We start from the raw sequence: 14,913 nt of genomic DNA on the forward strand, positions 1-14,913 counted from the left end.
TTCAACCGCCCTGCAACTTCGGCACGGTATGGCGCAGTCCGGCCTGCTCCATCAGGGGCAGCACGCGACGGCCGAAGAAGTCCAGGTCGGGCTTGAAGTCGAAGAAGCTCAACTGAAGTCCGTCGACACCCGCCTTCTTGAGCTGCACGAATTGCTCCACGACCTGCTCCGGCGTGCCGATCACCTCGATGTTGCCGCCGACGGCGCGCCGCTTCTGCGCATCGACGCCAACCCGCCCCTTCCAGGCGTGTGCATCGCTGGCAAAATTCTGCATGCTGGCTTTGGGATCGATATGGGCGGCGATGGCGTCGTGATACTGCCAGGTCTCCCGCTCGGTCTCCCGGCAAATGACCATGGGGTTCAGCAGGGTCCGAACCTCACGGCCGACGTCGATGGCCGACTGTTTGACGCGCTGCGTATGCGCCGGGAGCGCCTCGATCGCGCTTTCGAAGGACGAACCCGCCGGGCTGGTGATGAAAACGATATCGGAATAGCGACCCGCGAAAGCAATTCCAGCATCGGATCCGGTTGCGTTGACCAGGATCGGCCGACCGAACCGGGGCTTGGGCGTCACGAACGCGTTGCTCAGCTTCCAGGACGACTGGCCGGAGAACGAGAAATTCTCCTCATCGCCCCACAGCCGTTGGAGCACTTCCAGGAATTCGGAGGCGAGTTCATAGCGCCGGTCGTGCTCGATCTGGTTCCAGCCGAACGCTTCGTGCTCGACGGCGCGATGACCGGTCACGACGTTGATGCCCCAACGGCCGCCCGAAATGTGGTCCAGCGTCGCGCCGTACTTGGCGAGGTGCAGCGGATGGATCGGGCCATAGAGCACGTGGATCGTCGAGATCAGCATGATCCGGGATGTCACGGCAGCAAGCGACGCCGTAGTGACGAAAGAATCGAGCGCCTGGCCCGTGAAGACGCCGCCATACCCGCCCTTCGGCAGCCATTGCGACAGGGCAAAGACGAGATCGAAGCCCAGAGCTTCAGCGACGAGCGTCAGATCGCGATTGTAGTCGAACGTCCAGGTGGTCGTACGCGGCAGCGTCGAGGCGCTCCAGCCACCCGCCTGTATGGGAAGAAACAGGCCAAGCAGCAGCGGCTGCTTCAGCGATTTCGCCAGAGGGCTCTCGGGATACTGCGCGGGGCTCGGGAAGACCGGCCAGCCAACGATTTCGCCCGGCTTGTGCACTATCGTCATGATCATGTCCGTCGTGATGATGCGCGCAATCTGCTGGCAGTTCACAGTGCTCATGCTGTTGCACGCGAATGCATCGACGTTGCTGATGCATTTTGCCATTGTCAACCGAGCGACGTCGACCACACAGACTCGTCCGCGCACCCGCGCAACACCAAATTCAAAAGCATTTTGTCGACGAACCGCGGAAGTTAGAAGAATCATGTCGAGCATTGCGCGCATCGCAAAGACTTTTCGTCGTACGCTGTGGCAGGCGGTCCCAACCGTGATCGGGATCATCATCATCAATTTTTTTCTGCTTCAGCTCGCTCCCGGTGACGCCGCAGACGTTCTGGCCGGAGAGTCGGGGTCCGCGACGATGGAAACGGTGGCTGCCTTGCGGGCACGCTTCGGCCTCGATCAGCCCGTGCTGATACAACTCGTGGCCTATCTGGATAATCTCGCTCACTTCAGCCTTGGCTATTCGCCACGCTACAACCTGCCTGTCGCCGACATCATCGGCCAGCGCCTGCCCGGCACGGTCGTCCTGATGGCAACCGCGCTCGTCATCGCGCTCGCCGGCGGCATCGCGCTCGGCATCGTGATGGCGACCTTCGCCGGACGATGGCCGGACCGGGTGATTTCGATCGTCGTCACGCTGTTCTATTCGATTCCCGGCTTCTGGATCGGTCTGATGCTGATCCTGCTGTTCTCGGTCAAGCTTGGATGGTTGCCGAGCGGAGGCTCCACGACGATCGGCACAAGCATCAGCGGGTTTGGTTTCGTCATCGACCGGGCGCGCTACATGGTTTTGCCCGCATTGTCGCTCTCGCTGTTCTACATCGCGATCTATTCGAGGCTGGCGCGCGCCGCCATGCTCGAGGCCCAGGCGCAGGACTATGTGCGTACGGCTGCGGCCAAGGGCCTGTCGCCGCTCGCAATCACGGTGCGTCACGTGCTGCGCAACGCGCTGCTGCCCGTCACCACAGTGGCCGGCATGCATTTTGGCGGCCTGCTCGGCGGCGCCGTGGTGGTCGAGACAGTCTATAGCTGGCCGGGACTTGGCCGCCTCGCCTTCGAGGCCGTCATGAGCCGCGATTTCAGCGTCCTGCTCGGAATTCTCCTCCTGTCATCCCTGCTCGTGATCGTCGCCAACATGACGGTCGATCTCGTCCAGGCCTGGCTCGACCCTCGCATCGAGACCCGCTGATCATGACTGACACCATTCTTCAATCGACCGCATCGACCCAGCGACCCGTCGCCGGAGCGCCAGTTCCCGTGCCTGATGATACCGACTGGCCCAATATCCATGCACCTGACACGCATGTCGTTGCCGCCGATCTGGAACGTGCGCGACCTCACTTGGTCCGCCGTCTCAGGCAAAACCCGTCCGCCGTCGCCGGCGGCCTGCTCCTGCTGTCCATCGTTGTCGCAGCGGCCCTGGCGCCCGTACTCTATCCAGAGGATCCTCTCGGAATGGTGGCGCGGCCACTGCTCTGGCCGGGACAGGATCTGGCATACCCGCTTGGAACGGACTCGCTCGGTCGCGACGTAGCTGCCGGCCTGATGCATGGTGCGCGTGTTTCGCTGCTGATCGGATTTGTCGCCACCACGATCGGGCTCACTGCCGGTATCCTCATCGGCGCGACTGCGGGATATCGTGGCGGACGCGTCGACGACATTCTCGTCCGAATCATCGAGCTGTTCCAGACGGTACCGAGCTTCATCCTACTCGTCGTCCTCGTAGCGATCGCCCAGCCGTCCATCGTCACGGTGACCTGGGCCATCGGGCTGGTCACATGGCCTACGATCGCCCGCCTCGTCCGCGCCGAGTTCAGGGTGCTTCGCGAGAAAGAATTCGTCATGGCGGCACGAAGCCTCGGTTTCGGCCACGCGCGTATCGTTATCCGTGAGATACTGCCCAACGCCCTGCCCGCGATCATCGTCACGGCGTCGGTCATGGTGGCGTCCGCGATCCTGATGGAGGCGGCGCTGTCGTTCCTGGGCCTGGGCGATCCCAACGTCGTGAGCTGGGGCAGCATGATCGGCTCCGGGCGCGAACTGATCAGGACTGCGTGGTATCTCACCGCACTTCCCGGTGTCGTTATTGTCCTCACGGTGCTGTCGCTGAACCTGATCGGCGACGGCCTGACCGACGTGCTTAACCCTCGATTCAGCCGGGAGCGCTGACGTGACGGCTCTGCTCGAAGTCCAAGACCTCACCATCGGCTTTCCGAATGCCACCCCGGTGCGGCACCTGAGTTTCAGTGTTGCGCCCGCGGAGACCCTCGCCGTCGTCGGAGAATCCGGCTCCGGCAAGTCGCTGACCGCGCTGGCGTTGTTGCGGTTGCTGCCCAAGGCGGCTCGCGTCACGACTGGCAGCATTCGGCTTGGCGGCGAGGAGCTGCTCGCCCTTTCCGAGGTCGAGATGCGGCGAAGGCGCGGGCGCGACATCGCGATGATCTTTCAGGAACCGATGACGTCGCTCAATCCCGTGCTCACGATCGGGCGACAGATCACTGAAGTGCTTCATCTGCACCGCGGCCTGAGCAAGGCGCAGGCGCGTCGAGAAGCTGCCGCACTGCTCGACCTCGTCCGCATCCCCAATCCGGAAGCCTGCCTCGAAGACTATCCGCACCGGCTCTCGGGTGGGATGCGTCAACGCGTCATGATTGCCATCGCGGTGGCCTGCCGTCCGAAGATCCTGATCGCCGACGAGCCGACGACCGCACTGGATGTGACCATTCAGGCGCAGGTGCTCGAATTGCTCGATCGGCTGCGGCGGGAGCTCTCGCTGTCGCTCTTGCTCATCACCCACGACCTTGGCCTGGTGGGCCAATGGGCCGATCGCGTCGTCGTCATGTATGCCGGCCGGAAGGTCGAGGAAGCAGCGCCGGGCGCGCTGTTCGACCAGCCGCTGCATCCCTATACGCGCGGGCTGCTGGCTGCTTCGCCGCGCCTGCACGACAGGCTGCACTATCGAAACGCCAGACTGTCCGAGATTCCCGGTAGTATCACCTCTGCCGCCGCCGAGGCGGGCTGTCCGTTCGCTCCGCGTTGCCCGGAACGGTTCGCGCCCTGCCGAGCCGAGTTCCCGCCCGAACGGGAGACCCAGTCGGGGCGACGTGTCGCTTGTCACGCAGAACTCACCCAATCCTCACACGGTGCGATCCATGACGCTGCTGTCGGTCTCTGAACTCAGGACGACCTACCGATCGGGATCGGTGCCGGTCCACGCTGTCGACGGAGTGTCGCTCGATATCGCGCCAGGCGAGACCGTAGGTCTGGTCGGCGAATCCGGCTGCGGCAAATCTACCCTGGGCAAGACCATTTTGCGGCTGGTCGAACCATCCGCAGGTCGTATCACGTTCGACGGAACCGATCTCACCACACTGCCGGAGCAGGAGCTGCGGGCCTACCGCCGCAGGCTCCAGATGGTGTTTCAGGATCCGTTCGCATCGCTCAATCCGCGACAGACGATCGGAGATATCCTCGGCGCACCGCTGGACGTCCATCGTGTCGGCTCGCGGAGCGAGCGGCGGCAGCGGGTTGGCGAGATCCTTTCGCAGGTGGGCCTGCCGGAGGACGCGGTATCGCGGTATCCTCACGAATTCTCGGGTGGTCAACGCCAGCGGATCGGCATTGCGCGAGCGCTTATCCTGGGACCGGATCTCATCATCTGCGACGAACCGGTGTCCGCGCTCGATCTATCCGTGCAGGCTCAGGTCCTGAATCTGCTGGCCGACATCAAGCGCAGGCTGAATCTGTCGTTGCTGTTCATATCGCACGACCTTTCGGTGGTGCGATATCTGTCGGATCGGATTCTGGTGATGTATCTCGGCCGGATCGTGGAAAGCGGCAGCCACGAGCAGATCTGGAACAATCCGCTGCACCCCTATACCCGCGCCCTGATCGACGCTGTACCGGACCCGGCACGCAGACGGTATGCGGCGCCCTTGCCGGGCGACCTGCCGGATCCCCGCAGCGCGGGCAGGGGCTGCCGGTTTCAGCCGCGTTGTCCGCTGGCGACGGAGCTGTGCGCGCAGCAGGATCCCGAATTGCGCAACAGCCTGTCAGGCCAGAGCGTGGCTTGTCATCACGCCGACCTGCTGGCGAGCTAAGGCCGGATCAGGTCCGCAGCCATACGCCGGCGAAGTTGCCCTGCGGCCCGGCGCTATCGACGGTGTGACCGACGACGCGCTTGTTGTAGACGGTTACCGGCTTGCTCAGCATCAACGGAAGGATCGGAAGTTCATCGGCCACGATCTCCTGGAAGCGGTCGATCGACGCCTTACGCGTCACCGTATCGGCCTCGACTGCGATCTCGGCAAACAGCCTGTCGATTTCCGGATTGGCATAGTGGCTTGCATTGGTGAAGGCGACGCCCTTCCGATAATTGTCGCTGGTATAGAAGCGTTGCAGACCGACGGTTGGATCGAACATGTTCGTGAAAGGATGGAACGTGAAGTCGTAGTCGCGGTCGCTATAGACGCGCTTGAGATAGCTCGGAAAGTCCTGCCCGCGGACGGTCACGTCGATGCCGACCGCAGCCAATGCGCTCTTGAGGACCTCGCCGCTGCGCTTGAAATTCTCGCCGAAGGGCTGGAAGTCGTGCGTCAGAGCAAAGCGCCATCGTCCCTTCAGCGGGAATCCGGCCTCGTCGAGCAGTCGCGCCGCCGCCTTGGGATCATAGGCATAGGTGGGGACTTTGGAATTGTAGAACCGCTTCAAGGTTGGGCTGACAATACTGACCGTTCGCTCCCCGAGGCCGTACCAAGCCACGTTCAGGATGACCGCCGGATCGACCGCATGGGCGATCGCCTTGCGCACCTTGGTGTTGCTGAGAATCGGATGATCGAGATTGAACTCGAGGCCGTAGAGCGTCGGTGAGTATTCGTAGCCGCGCGTTTCGAGGCCGAGATACGGAATCTTCTGGAAGCGTTCGAGATCCAGCGGCGAAACCGGGGTCGATCCGCCGAGATCGAGCTCACTGGTCTCGAAGGCCACAGCGCGAGCCGCGCCATCCGGGATGACGCGGACAAACAACGCTTCGAGATAGGGTTTTGGGCTGTCCCAGTAGTTCGGGTTGCGGACATAGCTGACGTAATTGCCAAGCACCCATTCCTTGAACAGGAACGGACCCGTGCCGATCGGCGCGCGGTTGTTTGGATTTTGCAGCGGATCGCCCTTGCCCTCATAGACGTGCCGCGGAACGACCGGGGACTCCCCCGCCGCGAGGGCATAAAGTAGATAAGGCGCCGGTTTGGAGAGTTTCAGGACGACGGTGTGCTCGTCCACGGCCGTCGCCTCGAGAAGATTTGCGAACGTCGTGCGCCCACGCGGATGCGCCGACTTCAACAGACGGACCGAATAAACCACGTCCGCTGCGGTGAACGGCTGCCCGTCGTGCCATTTCACATTCCGACGCAACTCAAATCAATATTGCAGGCCATCCTCGCTGACGCTCCAGGCCGTTGCGAGCTGAGGCTTCGGATTGAGATCGAAGTCGTAGGTCAAAAGACCTTCGACGACCTTGGTGCTCGCCTGGATTGCCGGCCCTTCTGTCGTGTTGAAACAAACAAGGGTGGTCGGCTCCGGGTGAATGACGAAGGAGAGCCGCCCTCCAGGACGCGGAGCCTCCTCCTGGGCTCGCGTGGCCGTCGAGACCGCAAGCGCAGCTGCAGTTGTCGCAACGAAGCTTCGCCGGGACATCAGTGTCATGAGCTACTCCTAAAACCCGCGACTGACGAAGGATCCATGGCTTCCCGCAGCCTGGCATGGACCGCTTTTGTGCCGCGTTGACTCCGCCAAATTGGCTGTCGCGTGAGACGCACGGCCCAGACCGCCACCCGGGTGCGCTCACGCGACAGCCGTTCCGATCGACAGACCGCCCCGCAATGGGTCCGTCGGCTCAGAACTCTCCCCCCGCCCCGGGAGCACCGAGACCCTGCTTGTCCTTTGGCAATTCGGCAACCAACGCTTCCGTCGTCACGATGAGCGAGGCGATGGAAGCTGCGTCCTGCAAGGCCGTCCTGACGACTTTCGCGGGGTCGACGATACCCGCATTGATCAGGTCGACATATTGTTCGGTCTGCGCATCGAAGCCGTATGTCGGCGACTTGTTCTCGAGGATCTTGCCGACCACGATGGACCCTTCGACACCGGCATTTTCAGCGATCTGCCGGATCGGGGCCTCCAGAGCCTTGAGCACGATGTTGATACCCGCCTGTACGTCCGGGTTCGCGTGAGTTAACCGACCGATCGCGGTCTTTGCGCGCAGCAACGCGACACCGCCGCCGGGAACAATGCCTTCTGCGATGGCGGCACGGGTCGCATTCAACGCATCGTCGACGCGGTCTTTCCGTTCCTTGACCTCGACCTCGGTAGCACCGCCGACCCGTATGACCGCGACCCCTCCAGAGAGCTTCGCCAGCCGCTCCTGGAGCTTCTCGCGATCATAGTCCGACGTCGTGTCCTCGACCTGGGCCCTGATCTGCGCGATCCGGGCATCGATCTCCTTGCGCTTGCCCGCACCGCCCACGACCGTCGTGTTCTCCTTGTCGATCCGGACCCTCTTGGCCCGCCCCAGCTGGGACAGGGTGACATTTTCAAGCTTGATGCCGAGATCTTCCGAGATCGTCTGGCCGCCCGTCAAAATCGCGATGTCTTCGAGTTGAGCCTTACGCCGATCACCGAAGCCCGGCGCCTTGACCGCCGCGATCTTCAGGCCGCCGCGAAGCCTGTTAACGACCAGCGTGGCGAGCGCCTCGCCCTCCACGTCTTCCGCGATAATCAGCAGTGCTTTGCCGGACTGCGCAACCGCCTCCAAGACCGGCAACAAAGGATGAAGCGAGTTGAGCTTCGCTTCGTGGATCAGAATATATGGGTCCTCGAACTCGACGAGCAGCTTCTCGGAGTTCGTGACGAAATAGGGCGACAGATAGCCACGGTCGAACTGAAGCCCCTCGACGACGTCGAGCTCGGTATCCAGGCTCTTCGCCTCCTCGACCGTGATGACACCATCGTTGCCGACCTTCTTCACCGCGTTCGCAATGATCTTCCCAATTTCAACGTCACCGTTGGCCGAAATCGTACCGACCTGGGCGACCTCTTCAGAGGACTGAACCTTCCGCGCGCGTTTCTCGATATCCTTGATGGCCTCTGCGACGGCGAGGTCGATACCACGCTTCAGATCGAGCGGATTGAGGCTGGCCGCGACCGCCTTGGCACCTTCCCGGACGATGGCTTGGGCCAGCACAGTCGCAGTCGTCGTCCCATCTCCCGCAAGGTCGTTGGTCTTCGACGCCACCTCCCGGAGGAGCTGCGCGCCGAGGTTCTCATACTTGTCTTCGAGCTCGATCTCCTTGGCAACCGTGACGCCATCCTTCGTGATCCGTGGCGCGCCAAACGACTTCTCGATGACGACGTTGCGGCCCTTCGGTCCCAGCGTCACCTTGACGGCGTTCGCAAGCACGTCCACGCCGCGCAGCAAGCGTTCACGGGCGTCGGCGGAGAACTTCACTTCTTTTGCAGCCATAGCGATGATCCTTCAGACAAAAGTGCTCCGCCTCGCGCTTCCGCGCGAGCTCCAGCACGTTGAACAATATGATTTGGTCGACAAGCTAGGCGATCACGCCCAGGATGTCGGATTCCTTGGCGATCAACAGATCCTCGCCATTGATCTTCACTTCGGTTCCGGACCACTTCCCGAAAAGGACGCGATCGCCCTTCTTGACGTCGAGCGGGAGGAGTTTTCCGGTCTCGTCGCGGGCGCCGCTGCCGACGGCCACGACCTCGCCCTCCTGCGGCTTCTCCTTGGCCGTGTCGGGAATGATGATCCCGCCCTTCGTCTTGCTGCTCTCTTCGATACGGCGGATCACCACGCGATCATGCAATGGACGAAAACTCATCGGGACTTACCTCGAAAGCTTCTTGCGTTGACTCTTGCGCACCGACGGCTTCGCTTCTCTACGCGGCCGAAGGTAACTGCAAAAAACTATGGCCGCGACTACATCGTGTCCATGGCAAATTGAGCTGCGAAAATAGACGATTCCTGCAAACCAAAAGCGGCCTAAAAAACGTTTCGATCGGCCGTGCGGCTTCAATGATGGACATAGGGAAAGGTGTAGCGATCGGCCAGATAGCGAAGTATTCGCTCCGACGAATCGATGAAGCGCCAGCCGTTGGCCACGTCCGCGTCCTCGGGCACGGGATGGCTCTGATCGAACACCAGAACCGGCAGCGACTGATGCTGCTCGCCGAGAACCTCGACGATCGCGTCCCTGGGCCGCGGGAACGGAAGACGGTGCACCTCGACCTGCGTGGCCAGTCCGGGGAATGACGCCAGCAGGCCTTCGATCGCATTGCAGTGCGGGCACACGAAGAACCGGCCCGGCTGTGCCGGGTCCTCAAATCCCGGCTTCAAGAGGAAGATGCGATCGCCACTCATCAGCGTTCTCCAACTTAGTCAGGGCGCTCCGTGCTCACCCGATCCATATGAACGAGGCGCAGATCTTGCCGTATCGAGCTAAGGGGCTCCGACGCGGTATTGACCCGGCGGCGGTGTTCCATTGACGGCAAAGTCGCCGACAATGCGGTCGCGATAGACGCGGGGATTATGCGTCACGATGGTCCTGGCATTCCGCCAGTACCGGTCGAGCCCCAGATTTTTTGCGGTCGAAGAGGCCCCGAGCGCGTCGAAGATAATCGTCGTTGCCTCCAGAACGAGATCCGAGACGACGGTCACGGTCTGATCGAGCTCGATCTCGGCGATCGCGATCGCGGCGGCTGTACGATCGGGGTCACCAGCCAGTTGCGCCTCATGGGCCCGTTGCAGCGCCTCGGCAACCTTGAGAACGATTGCACCCGCAGCATAGGCGTTTCCGCGCACCCGCCCGATCACCTGGAGAATTTGTGGGTCGGCCGCGGCGCTACTTGCGTTTCCATGGCTGAAGACCCGCGTTCGCTTCCTCACCAAGGTCGCCACGTCGTTGGCGGCCGCTCGGGCGATGCCGGCGAGCGTGGCAAGATGCACAAGTTGATAGAATGGATTGGAATATTTGAAGCGTTCGGCAACCTGGACGACCCGATTGCCTTCAATCGGAACATCGGTAAACAGAGCCGTTCCGCTTGCGGTCAAAGCCTGCCCGAAGCCGTCCCAGTCATCGAGAACCTCGACACCCGGCGAATGGCGCGAGACGACCACACTGACCGGATCCCCATTTTCATGCTGGGCCGCTACATTGATCCAGTCGGCAAAGAGCGTACCGGTCGTGTAGTACTTCTTGCCATTCAGAACCAATAGACCGCCCTTGCTCGACACTGTGGTCGAGAAGGCCTGCAGCTTGGCGTCCCCGATCTCGCTGTGCCCGTTCCCGAAGAACGTCTTCTCGCCGATCCGCCGCAACCAAAGCTCGCGTCGCTTGGGATCTGGCGAATTGACGATGTCCTCCGTAAAGCCGAAATGCGCCCGGACGGAGTTCGTAACGTTTGAATCGGCCTCCGACAATTCGATCAACAGATTGAATAACTCGGGAAGGCTCGCTCCGGCACCGCCGAAATCCCGGGGCACGCGAACGGCCGTGAAGCCCACCTCGCGTAACGCTTTGATCTCGTCGTAAGGCAGACGGCGTTCCGTGTCACGCTTGACCGCTCCCTCCCTGATCGACCTGAACAGCGGCCGGAACGGTGCAGCGAGTGTTTCGTAGCGCCCTGAAGGTCCGCCACCCCAGGCAAGATCAATCTGCGACATGATCACCCTTTCCGATTGTTCACCGCCGCGCTCGATAGTTTCTCGGCACGGCCTTCGTTTAATTCGCGATACAATGAAGAAGATCGCGCGAGACGATGCCTCTGGCAATTTCGGATATCTGTGTCGGGAGAGATGAAGCTTCCTGCCGGATCATCCGGTGACGGAAAGTTTCTACCGGGCGCCAGCGTGAAGATCTAGACGTCCCGCAACGCGGTTCAAACGCACGAGACGATTCGCGAGTCGATGCTGGCTGCCTCACCTAATCCTGCAATGGAAGACAGGGGGTCCGAAGCGAGCCCGGCCAGCAGAAGCCCTGCTCCCACCGCGCTATCGCAGACTGATCTCGTCGGCGAGCCTCAAATTCTACCTTCCATCCTCCATGAACATACATGGAGGGGACATTTTTCTCTCATTATGAGTACCGGAAATCGTTTCATTCTCAGCCGCGACAAACTACGCAATGGACCAAATGTGGCCAAAACCCGAAAAGAGAGGCCAATTTCCCCTCACGCTTCGGAAGGATGACGATGCGCGTCGTATCTACCCTATTGGCTGCCGTGACCGCGGCTTGTGTTGCGTTCGGGCCGTCCACCTCCGCCCAGGCGCAGCAGCCGCTGCGGGTCGGCTTCATCCCGGTGATGGGCGCGGCTCAGATCTTCGTCGCCGAGGGCGAAGGATGGATCAAGCAGGCCGGATTGACGCTCAACACCAGCACCTTTGAGTCCGGACCGAACATGATCCAGGCCTTGCAGTCCGGCACGCTCGACGTCTACGTCGCCGGCCTTGCACCGCTGCTGGTGGCCCGCTCGAAGGGAATCGACGTGCGCATCGTTGCCGCGACCGTCGTCGAGGAGATGGGATTTGCCACAAGCGCAGCCTTCTCCCCCCAGATCGAAGGCAAGGACGCCGCCGCGGCGTTCAAGGCCTTCCGCGAAAAGAACGGCCGTCCCGTCAAGCTGGCGACCCAGCCGATCGGTTCGGGCCCCAATACAGCCTTGCAGCATTGGCTGTGGGAAGTCGTGAAGGCAGACAAGGCCGACGTGCAGATCGTCGAGATGGGCATCGACGCGACCCAGCGCGCCATCGTCACCAACGCGGTCGAAGGCGGTTCGGTGCGCGAGCCCGCGCTCGCCATCATCCGCAAGCAGAACGCGGCCATCAAGCTGGTCGCAACGGGCAATGACATGTTCCCGAATTTCCCCGGCGTCGTCGTCGCGGTGATGGGCCCCTTCGCGGACAAGAATCCGCAGGCGGTGGACGGCCTCGTGCGTTCGGTCATCCGCGCCACCGCGCTGCTGAAGGAGCATCCCGAGAAAGCCGTGAAGCATGTCGGGGCGGCATTCGGCAACGGCCTCGTCCCCGATGACATTCTGCTGGAGGCGCTGAAGTCACCGCAGACGCAGTTCACTTCGGACCCGCGCCGCATCGAGGACTCGACCAAAAAGCTGCAGTACTACCAGGTCAAGATCGGCGCGCTGCAAAAGGCGGAATCGCTCGAGGGCCTGTTCGCCTTCGACGTCTACAACCGCGCTGCCGCCAACTAGCCGCGGCTTGCATTAGAGCACGAATACGCAGGTGACACGAACGCGATCACTGATCCTGGGAGCGCTGGGTTTCTTCGCTTTCCTCGCCTTGTGGGAAGCGCTGCCCGCGCTCCAGATCGTGCCGGCCTCGGTGCTGCCGCCGCCGAGCGCGTTGCCGCGCGCGTTCTGGCGCGAGTTCACCAGCGGCATCTGGTTCTCGAGCCTGCTCACCAGCCTTCGCAATTACCTGTCAGGGCTCCTGATCGGAAGCCTGCTGGGGATCGCACTCGGCGTTGCCACCGGCATGTCGGTCACGCTCGAATCCCTGCTCTCCTGGGTCGTGCGCATCCTGAGGCCAATCCCCGGTCTCGCCTGGGTGCCGTTCGCAATCCTCTGGTTCGGCATCGATCCGTCGGCCGCCATCTTCATCATCTCGACCGGCGTGTTCTGGATCTGCTATTTCGCAGCACTCGGCTCGGTACATGCCGTCGACCGTGACCTGATTGAAGTCGCAGACGCGTTCGGATTCCGCAGCGCGCGCCAGAAGCTGACCAAGGTCATCCTGCCGGCGGCGGCGCCTGGCATCCTGATCGGCGTGCGCACGGCGCTCGGCCAGGCCTGGATGGCGGTGGTGGCGTCCGAGATATTCGGCGTGCCCGGTCTCGGCCAACGCATGATGCAGGCGTCCAACCTGCTGGCGAGCGACATCGTTGTCGTTTACATGGCGACCATGGCTGCCCTCTATGGCCTGATCGACACATCCTTCGTGGCGCTTCAAGCCTGGGTGCTCCGATGGAAGCGATAATCTCGCTGCGCAGCATCGGGCTGACATTCGCGCGCGACGGCGAGCGAGCCGAAGTGCTTCGCGATCTCAGCCTCGACATCGCACCCGGCCGCTTCGTCGCCGTACTCGGTCCCTCCGGCGTCGGCAAATCCACCCTGCTGCGCGTGATCCCGGGTTTGCTTTCGCCGAATACCGGCGAAGTCATGGTGAACGCGCGCCCGGAGGATTTCAGGCTCCCGGTCGCGCTGGTGTTCCAGGATGCACGCCTGCTGCCGTGGCGCACGATCATTTCAAACGTTGGTTTCGGTCTCGAGCACGGCAAGGTCAGCGCCAAGGAACGCCACGAAATGGCGAGGACCGCGCTCGCGCTTGTCGGTCTGCCCGGTTTCGAGAAGAGGTACCCGCACGAAATGTCCGGTGGACAGCGTCAACGCGTGGCATTGGCCCGCGCGCTCGCGGTCGATCCCAACATCCTGCTGATGGACGAACCGTTCGCCGCTGTGGACGCCCTCACCCGCGAAGCATTGCAGGATGAGCTCGCACGCATTCACGCCGCGACCCACAAGACCATCATCTTCGTGACCCATTCGATCACCGAGGCGGTCTATCTCGCCGACGAAGTCGTTGCGATCACCGGCAAGCCCGGACGCCTTGCCGCTTCGATTTCGATCGACACGCCCCGGCCACGGCGCCGCGACGATCCAGCGAACCGCGAACTCATCACGCGCCTGCGTGGGATTCTCGGCGACGACGAGAGATAGCCGACCCCGGGTTTCGCACCCACCGGCGGCGCCTGTCGCGCGCGACCTCAATGCTCTGGCTGGGCAAGGAGCCCCGCGTCGGACGGCATACTCTGGATCAAGGTCCCCACCATTGAAATCGTCCTCGGCAAGATAACGAGATGGAATTTTCCACTGGCACGTGCCGCGGCATCAGTGCGATCCAACTAAACTGAACATGCACGCCGGGCTTCGATGTTCAATCCCGGGTCGAGCGTGATAGCCTTGGAATGTTCTCGCCTCCCGCTCCACCTGGAGTGAACATCCGTTACGCCGTCTCGCTACGACATTCCGATCAGGTGTCGGCGTTATCCTCCACGAAACAAGGGTTCTGTACATGACCGACGCTGTGCTGCAGTTCCCTGACACCAGCCGCCGCCTCGATACCGTCGATCGCAATATTCTGACGATACTCCAACAGGACGCTTCGTTGTCTGTTGCTGAGATCGGCGACCGGGTCGGCCTGTCGTCGACGCCCTCCTGGAAGCGCATCCAGCGGCTTGAAGCCGATGGCGTCATTACAAAGCGCGTCGCGCTGGTTGATCAGAACAAGATTGGCCTGGGCCTCTCGGTATTCGTATCGGTGGAGAGCTCCGATCACTCGGATGACTGGCTCAAACGTTTTGCCGATGCGGTCAGCGCGATGCCAGAAGTGATGGAATTCTATCGGATGGCCGGCGATGTCGACTATATGCTACGCGTCGTCATCCCCGACATGCAGAGCTACGACGTGTTCTACAAGAAGCTGGTCCACGCCGTACCGCTCAAGAACGTCACTTCGCGATTTGCGATGGAAAAGATCAAGTCGATCACAGCTCTGCCCATCCCGAATGCGACAGTCGAATGAGAATCCCACGCTTCGAGCGAGTTCGCCAGATGTCGAACCACCTCTGATC

The 14,913-nt window shown here is 62.0% G+C and carries 15 protein-coding genes; 8 read left to right on the forward strand and 7 right to left on the reverse strand.

From position 1 onward, the window contains the following. Position 1 precedes the first annotated feature (1 nt). Complete coding sequence (locus IVB46_RS05235) at positions 2-1,204, reverse strand: LLM class flavin-dependent oxidoreductase (protein ID WP_247303097.1); 1,203 nt, start codon at positions 1,202-1,204, stop codon at positions 2-4. Positions 1,205-1,403: 199 nt separating this feature from the next. Here IVB46_RS05235 and IVB46_RS05240 point away from each other — a divergent pair, with 199 nt between their 5' ends. Genes IVB46_RS05240 through IVB46_RS05255 form a run of 4 tightly spaced genes read left to right on the forward strand, consistent with a single transcriptional unit; the run spans position 1,404 to position 5,301 of the window. Continuing rightward, a complete protein-coding gene (locus tag IVB46_RS05240; protein WP_247302814.1) occupies positions 1,404-2,390 on the forward strand; it encodes an ABC transporter permease in 987 nt (328 codons plus the stop codon). Positions 2,391-2,392: 2 nt separating this feature from the next. After that, complete coding sequence (locus tag IVB46_RS05245) at positions 2,393-3,370, forward strand: ABC transporter permease (protein ID WP_247302816.1); 978 nt, start codon at positions 2,393-2,395, stop codon at positions 3,368-3,370. 1 nt (position 3,371) lies between these two features. Beyond that, entirely contained in the window at positions 3,372-4,376 is a 1,005-nt protein-coding gene (locus IVB46_RS05250; protein WP_247302818.1) for an ABC transporter ATP-binding protein, read from the forward strand. Beyond that, positions 4,354-5,301 (forward strand): oligopeptide/dipeptide ABC transporter ATP-binding protein, encoded by a 948-nt coding sequence (locus IVB46_RS05255; protein ID WP_247302820.1) that lies wholly within the window; start codon positions 4,354-4,356, stop codon positions 5,299-5,301. The genes IVB46_RS05250 and IVB46_RS05255 overlap by 23 nt, the downstream gene beginning before the upstream one ends. 7 nt (positions 5,302-5,308) lie before the next feature. Here IVB46_RS05255 and IVB46_RS05260 read toward each other — a convergent pair whose 3' ends face one another. The 6 genes from IVB46_RS05260 to IVB46_RS05285 all read right to left on the reverse strand — a co-directional run bounded on the left by IVB46_RS05260 (position 5,309) and on the right by IVB46_RS05285 (position 10,931). Further along, positions 5,309-6,610, reverse strand: coding sequence for an ABC transporter substrate-binding protein (locus tag IVB46_RS05260; protein WP_249807223.1), 1,302 nt, complete (start codon positions 6,608-6,610; stop codon positions 5,309-5,311). 6 nt (positions 6,611-6,616) lie between these two features. After that, positions 6,617-6,901, reverse strand: coding sequence for a hypothetical protein (locus tag IVB46_RS05265; protein ID WP_247302823.1), 285 nt, complete (start codon positions 6,899-6,901; stop codon positions 6,617-6,619). Positions 6,902-7,091: 190 nt separating this feature from the next. Continuing rightward, positions 7,092-8,717 (reverse strand): chaperonin GroEL, encoded by a 1,626-nt coding sequence (gene groL / locus IVB46_RS05270; RefSeq protein WP_247302825.1) that lies wholly within the window; start codon positions 8,715-8,717, stop codon positions 7,092-7,094. An 85-nt stretch (positions 8,718-8,802) separates the two neighbouring features. Beyond that, positions 8,803-9,090, reverse strand: a complete 288-nt coding sequence (gene groES, locus IVB46_RS05275; protein ID WP_247302827.1) for a co-chaperone GroES — start codon at positions 9,088-9,090, stop codon at positions 8,803-8,805. A gap of 191 nt (positions 9,091-9,281) precedes the next feature. Further along, positions 9,282-9,629 carry a DUF3088 domain-containing protein gene (locus IVB46_RS05280; protein ID WP_247302829.1) on the reverse strand — a complete coding sequence of 116 codons (348 nt, stop codon included), beginning with the start codon at positions 9,627-9,629 and terminating at the stop codon, positions 9,282-9,284. Between the two features lie 78 nt (positions 9,630-9,707). Beyond that, positions 9,708-10,931 (reverse strand): acyl-CoA dehydrogenase family protein, encoded by a 1,224-nt coding sequence (locus IVB46_RS05285; protein WP_247302830.1) that lies wholly within the window; start codon positions 10,929-10,931, stop codon positions 9,708-9,710. Between the two features lie 527 nt (positions 10,932-11,458). Between IVB46_RS05285 and IVB46_RS05290 the strand changes: the two genes are divergently transcribed. From IVB46_RS05290 to IVB46_RS05305, 4 genes are all read left to right on the forward strand, one after another. Then, entirely contained in the window at positions 11,459-12,475 is a 1,017-nt protein-coding gene (locus IVB46_RS05290; protein WP_247302833.1) for an ABC transporter substrate-binding protein, read from the forward strand. Between the two features lie 31 nt (positions 12,476-12,506). Further along, positions 12,507-13,259 (forward strand): ABC transporter permease, encoded by a 753-nt coding sequence (locus IVB46_RS05295; RefSeq protein WP_247302835.1) that lies wholly within the window; start codon positions 12,507-12,509, stop codon positions 13,257-13,259. Continuing rightward, positions 13,247-13,999: an ABC transporter ATP-binding protein gene (locus IVB46_RS05300; protein WP_247302837.1), complete on the forward strand. Its 753-nt coding sequence runs from the start codon at positions 13,247-13,249 to the stop codon at positions 13,997-13,999. Before IVB46_RS05295 ends, IVB46_RS05300 begins: the two co-directional genes overlap by 13 nt. Positions 14,000-14,354: 355 nt before the next feature. Further along, positions 14,355-14,864 carry an Lrp/AsnC family transcriptional regulator gene (locus IVB46_RS05305; RefSeq protein WP_247302839.1) on the forward strand — a complete coding sequence of 170 codons (510 nt, stop codon included), beginning with the start codon at positions 14,355-14,357 and terminating at the stop codon, positions 14,862-14,864. Positions 14,865-14,913 lie beyond the last annotated feature (49 nt).

Source organism: Bradyrhizobium sp. 61 (assembly GCF_023073075.1).
GTDB classification, from domain to species: Bacteria; Pseudomonadota; Alphaproteobacteria; order Rhizobiales; family Xanthobacteraceae; genus Bradyrhizobium; species Bradyrhizobium barranii.

What these genes read in the sequence shown, in the direction of transcription:
- IVB46_RS05235 (WP_247303097.1), bottom strand. Translation starts at nt 1,204, where the DNA reads ATGACGATAGTGCACAAGCCGGGCGAAATCGTTGGCTGGCCGGTCTTC.
- IVB46_RS05240 (WP_247302814.1), top strand. Translation starts at nt 1,404, where the DNA reads ATGTCGAGCATTGCGCGCATCGCAAAGACTTTTCGTCGTACGCTGTGG.
- IVB46_RS05245 (WP_247302816.1), top strand. Translation starts at nt 2,393, where the DNA reads ATGACTGACACCATTCTTCAATCGACCGCATCGACCCAGCGACCCGTC.
- IVB46_RS05255 (WP_247302820.1), top strand. Translation starts at nt 4,354, where the DNA reads ATGACGCTGCTGTCGGTCTCTGAACTCAGGACGACCTACCGATCGGGA.
- IVB46_RS05265 (WP_247302823.1), bottom strand. Translation starts at nt 6,901, where the DNA reads ATGACACTGATGTCCCGGCGAAGCTTCGTTGCGACAACTGCAGCTGCG.
- groL (WP_247302825.1), bottom strand. Translation starts at nt 8,717, where the DNA reads ATGGCTGCAAAAGAAGTGAAGTTCTCCGCCGACGCCCGTGAACGCTTG.
- groES (WP_247302827.1), bottom strand. Translation starts at nt 9,090, where the DNA reads ATGAGTTTTCGTCCATTGCATGATCGCGTGGTGATCCGCCGTATCGAA.
- IVB46_RS05280 (WP_247302829.1), bottom strand. Translation starts at nt 9,629, where the DNA reads ATGAGTGGCGATCGCATCTTCCTCTTGAAGCCGGGATTTGAGGACCCG.
- IVB46_RS05285 (WP_247302830.1), bottom strand. Translation starts at nt 10,931, where the DNA reads ATGTCGCAGATTGATCTTGCCTGGGGTGGCGGACCTTCAGGGCGCTAC.
- IVB46_RS05290 (WP_247302833.1), top strand. Translation starts at nt 11,459, where the DNA reads ATGCGCGTCGTATCTACCCTATTGGCTGCCGTGACCGCGGCTTGTGTT.
- IVB46_RS05300 (WP_247302837.1), top strand. Translation starts at nt 13,247, where the DNA reads ATGGAAGCGATAATCTCGCTGCGCAGCATCGGGCTGACATTCGCGCGC.
- IVB46_RS05305 (WP_247302839.1), top strand. Translation starts at nt 14,355, where the DNA reads ATGACCGACGCTGTGCTGCAGTTCCCTGACACCAGCCGCCGCCTCGAT.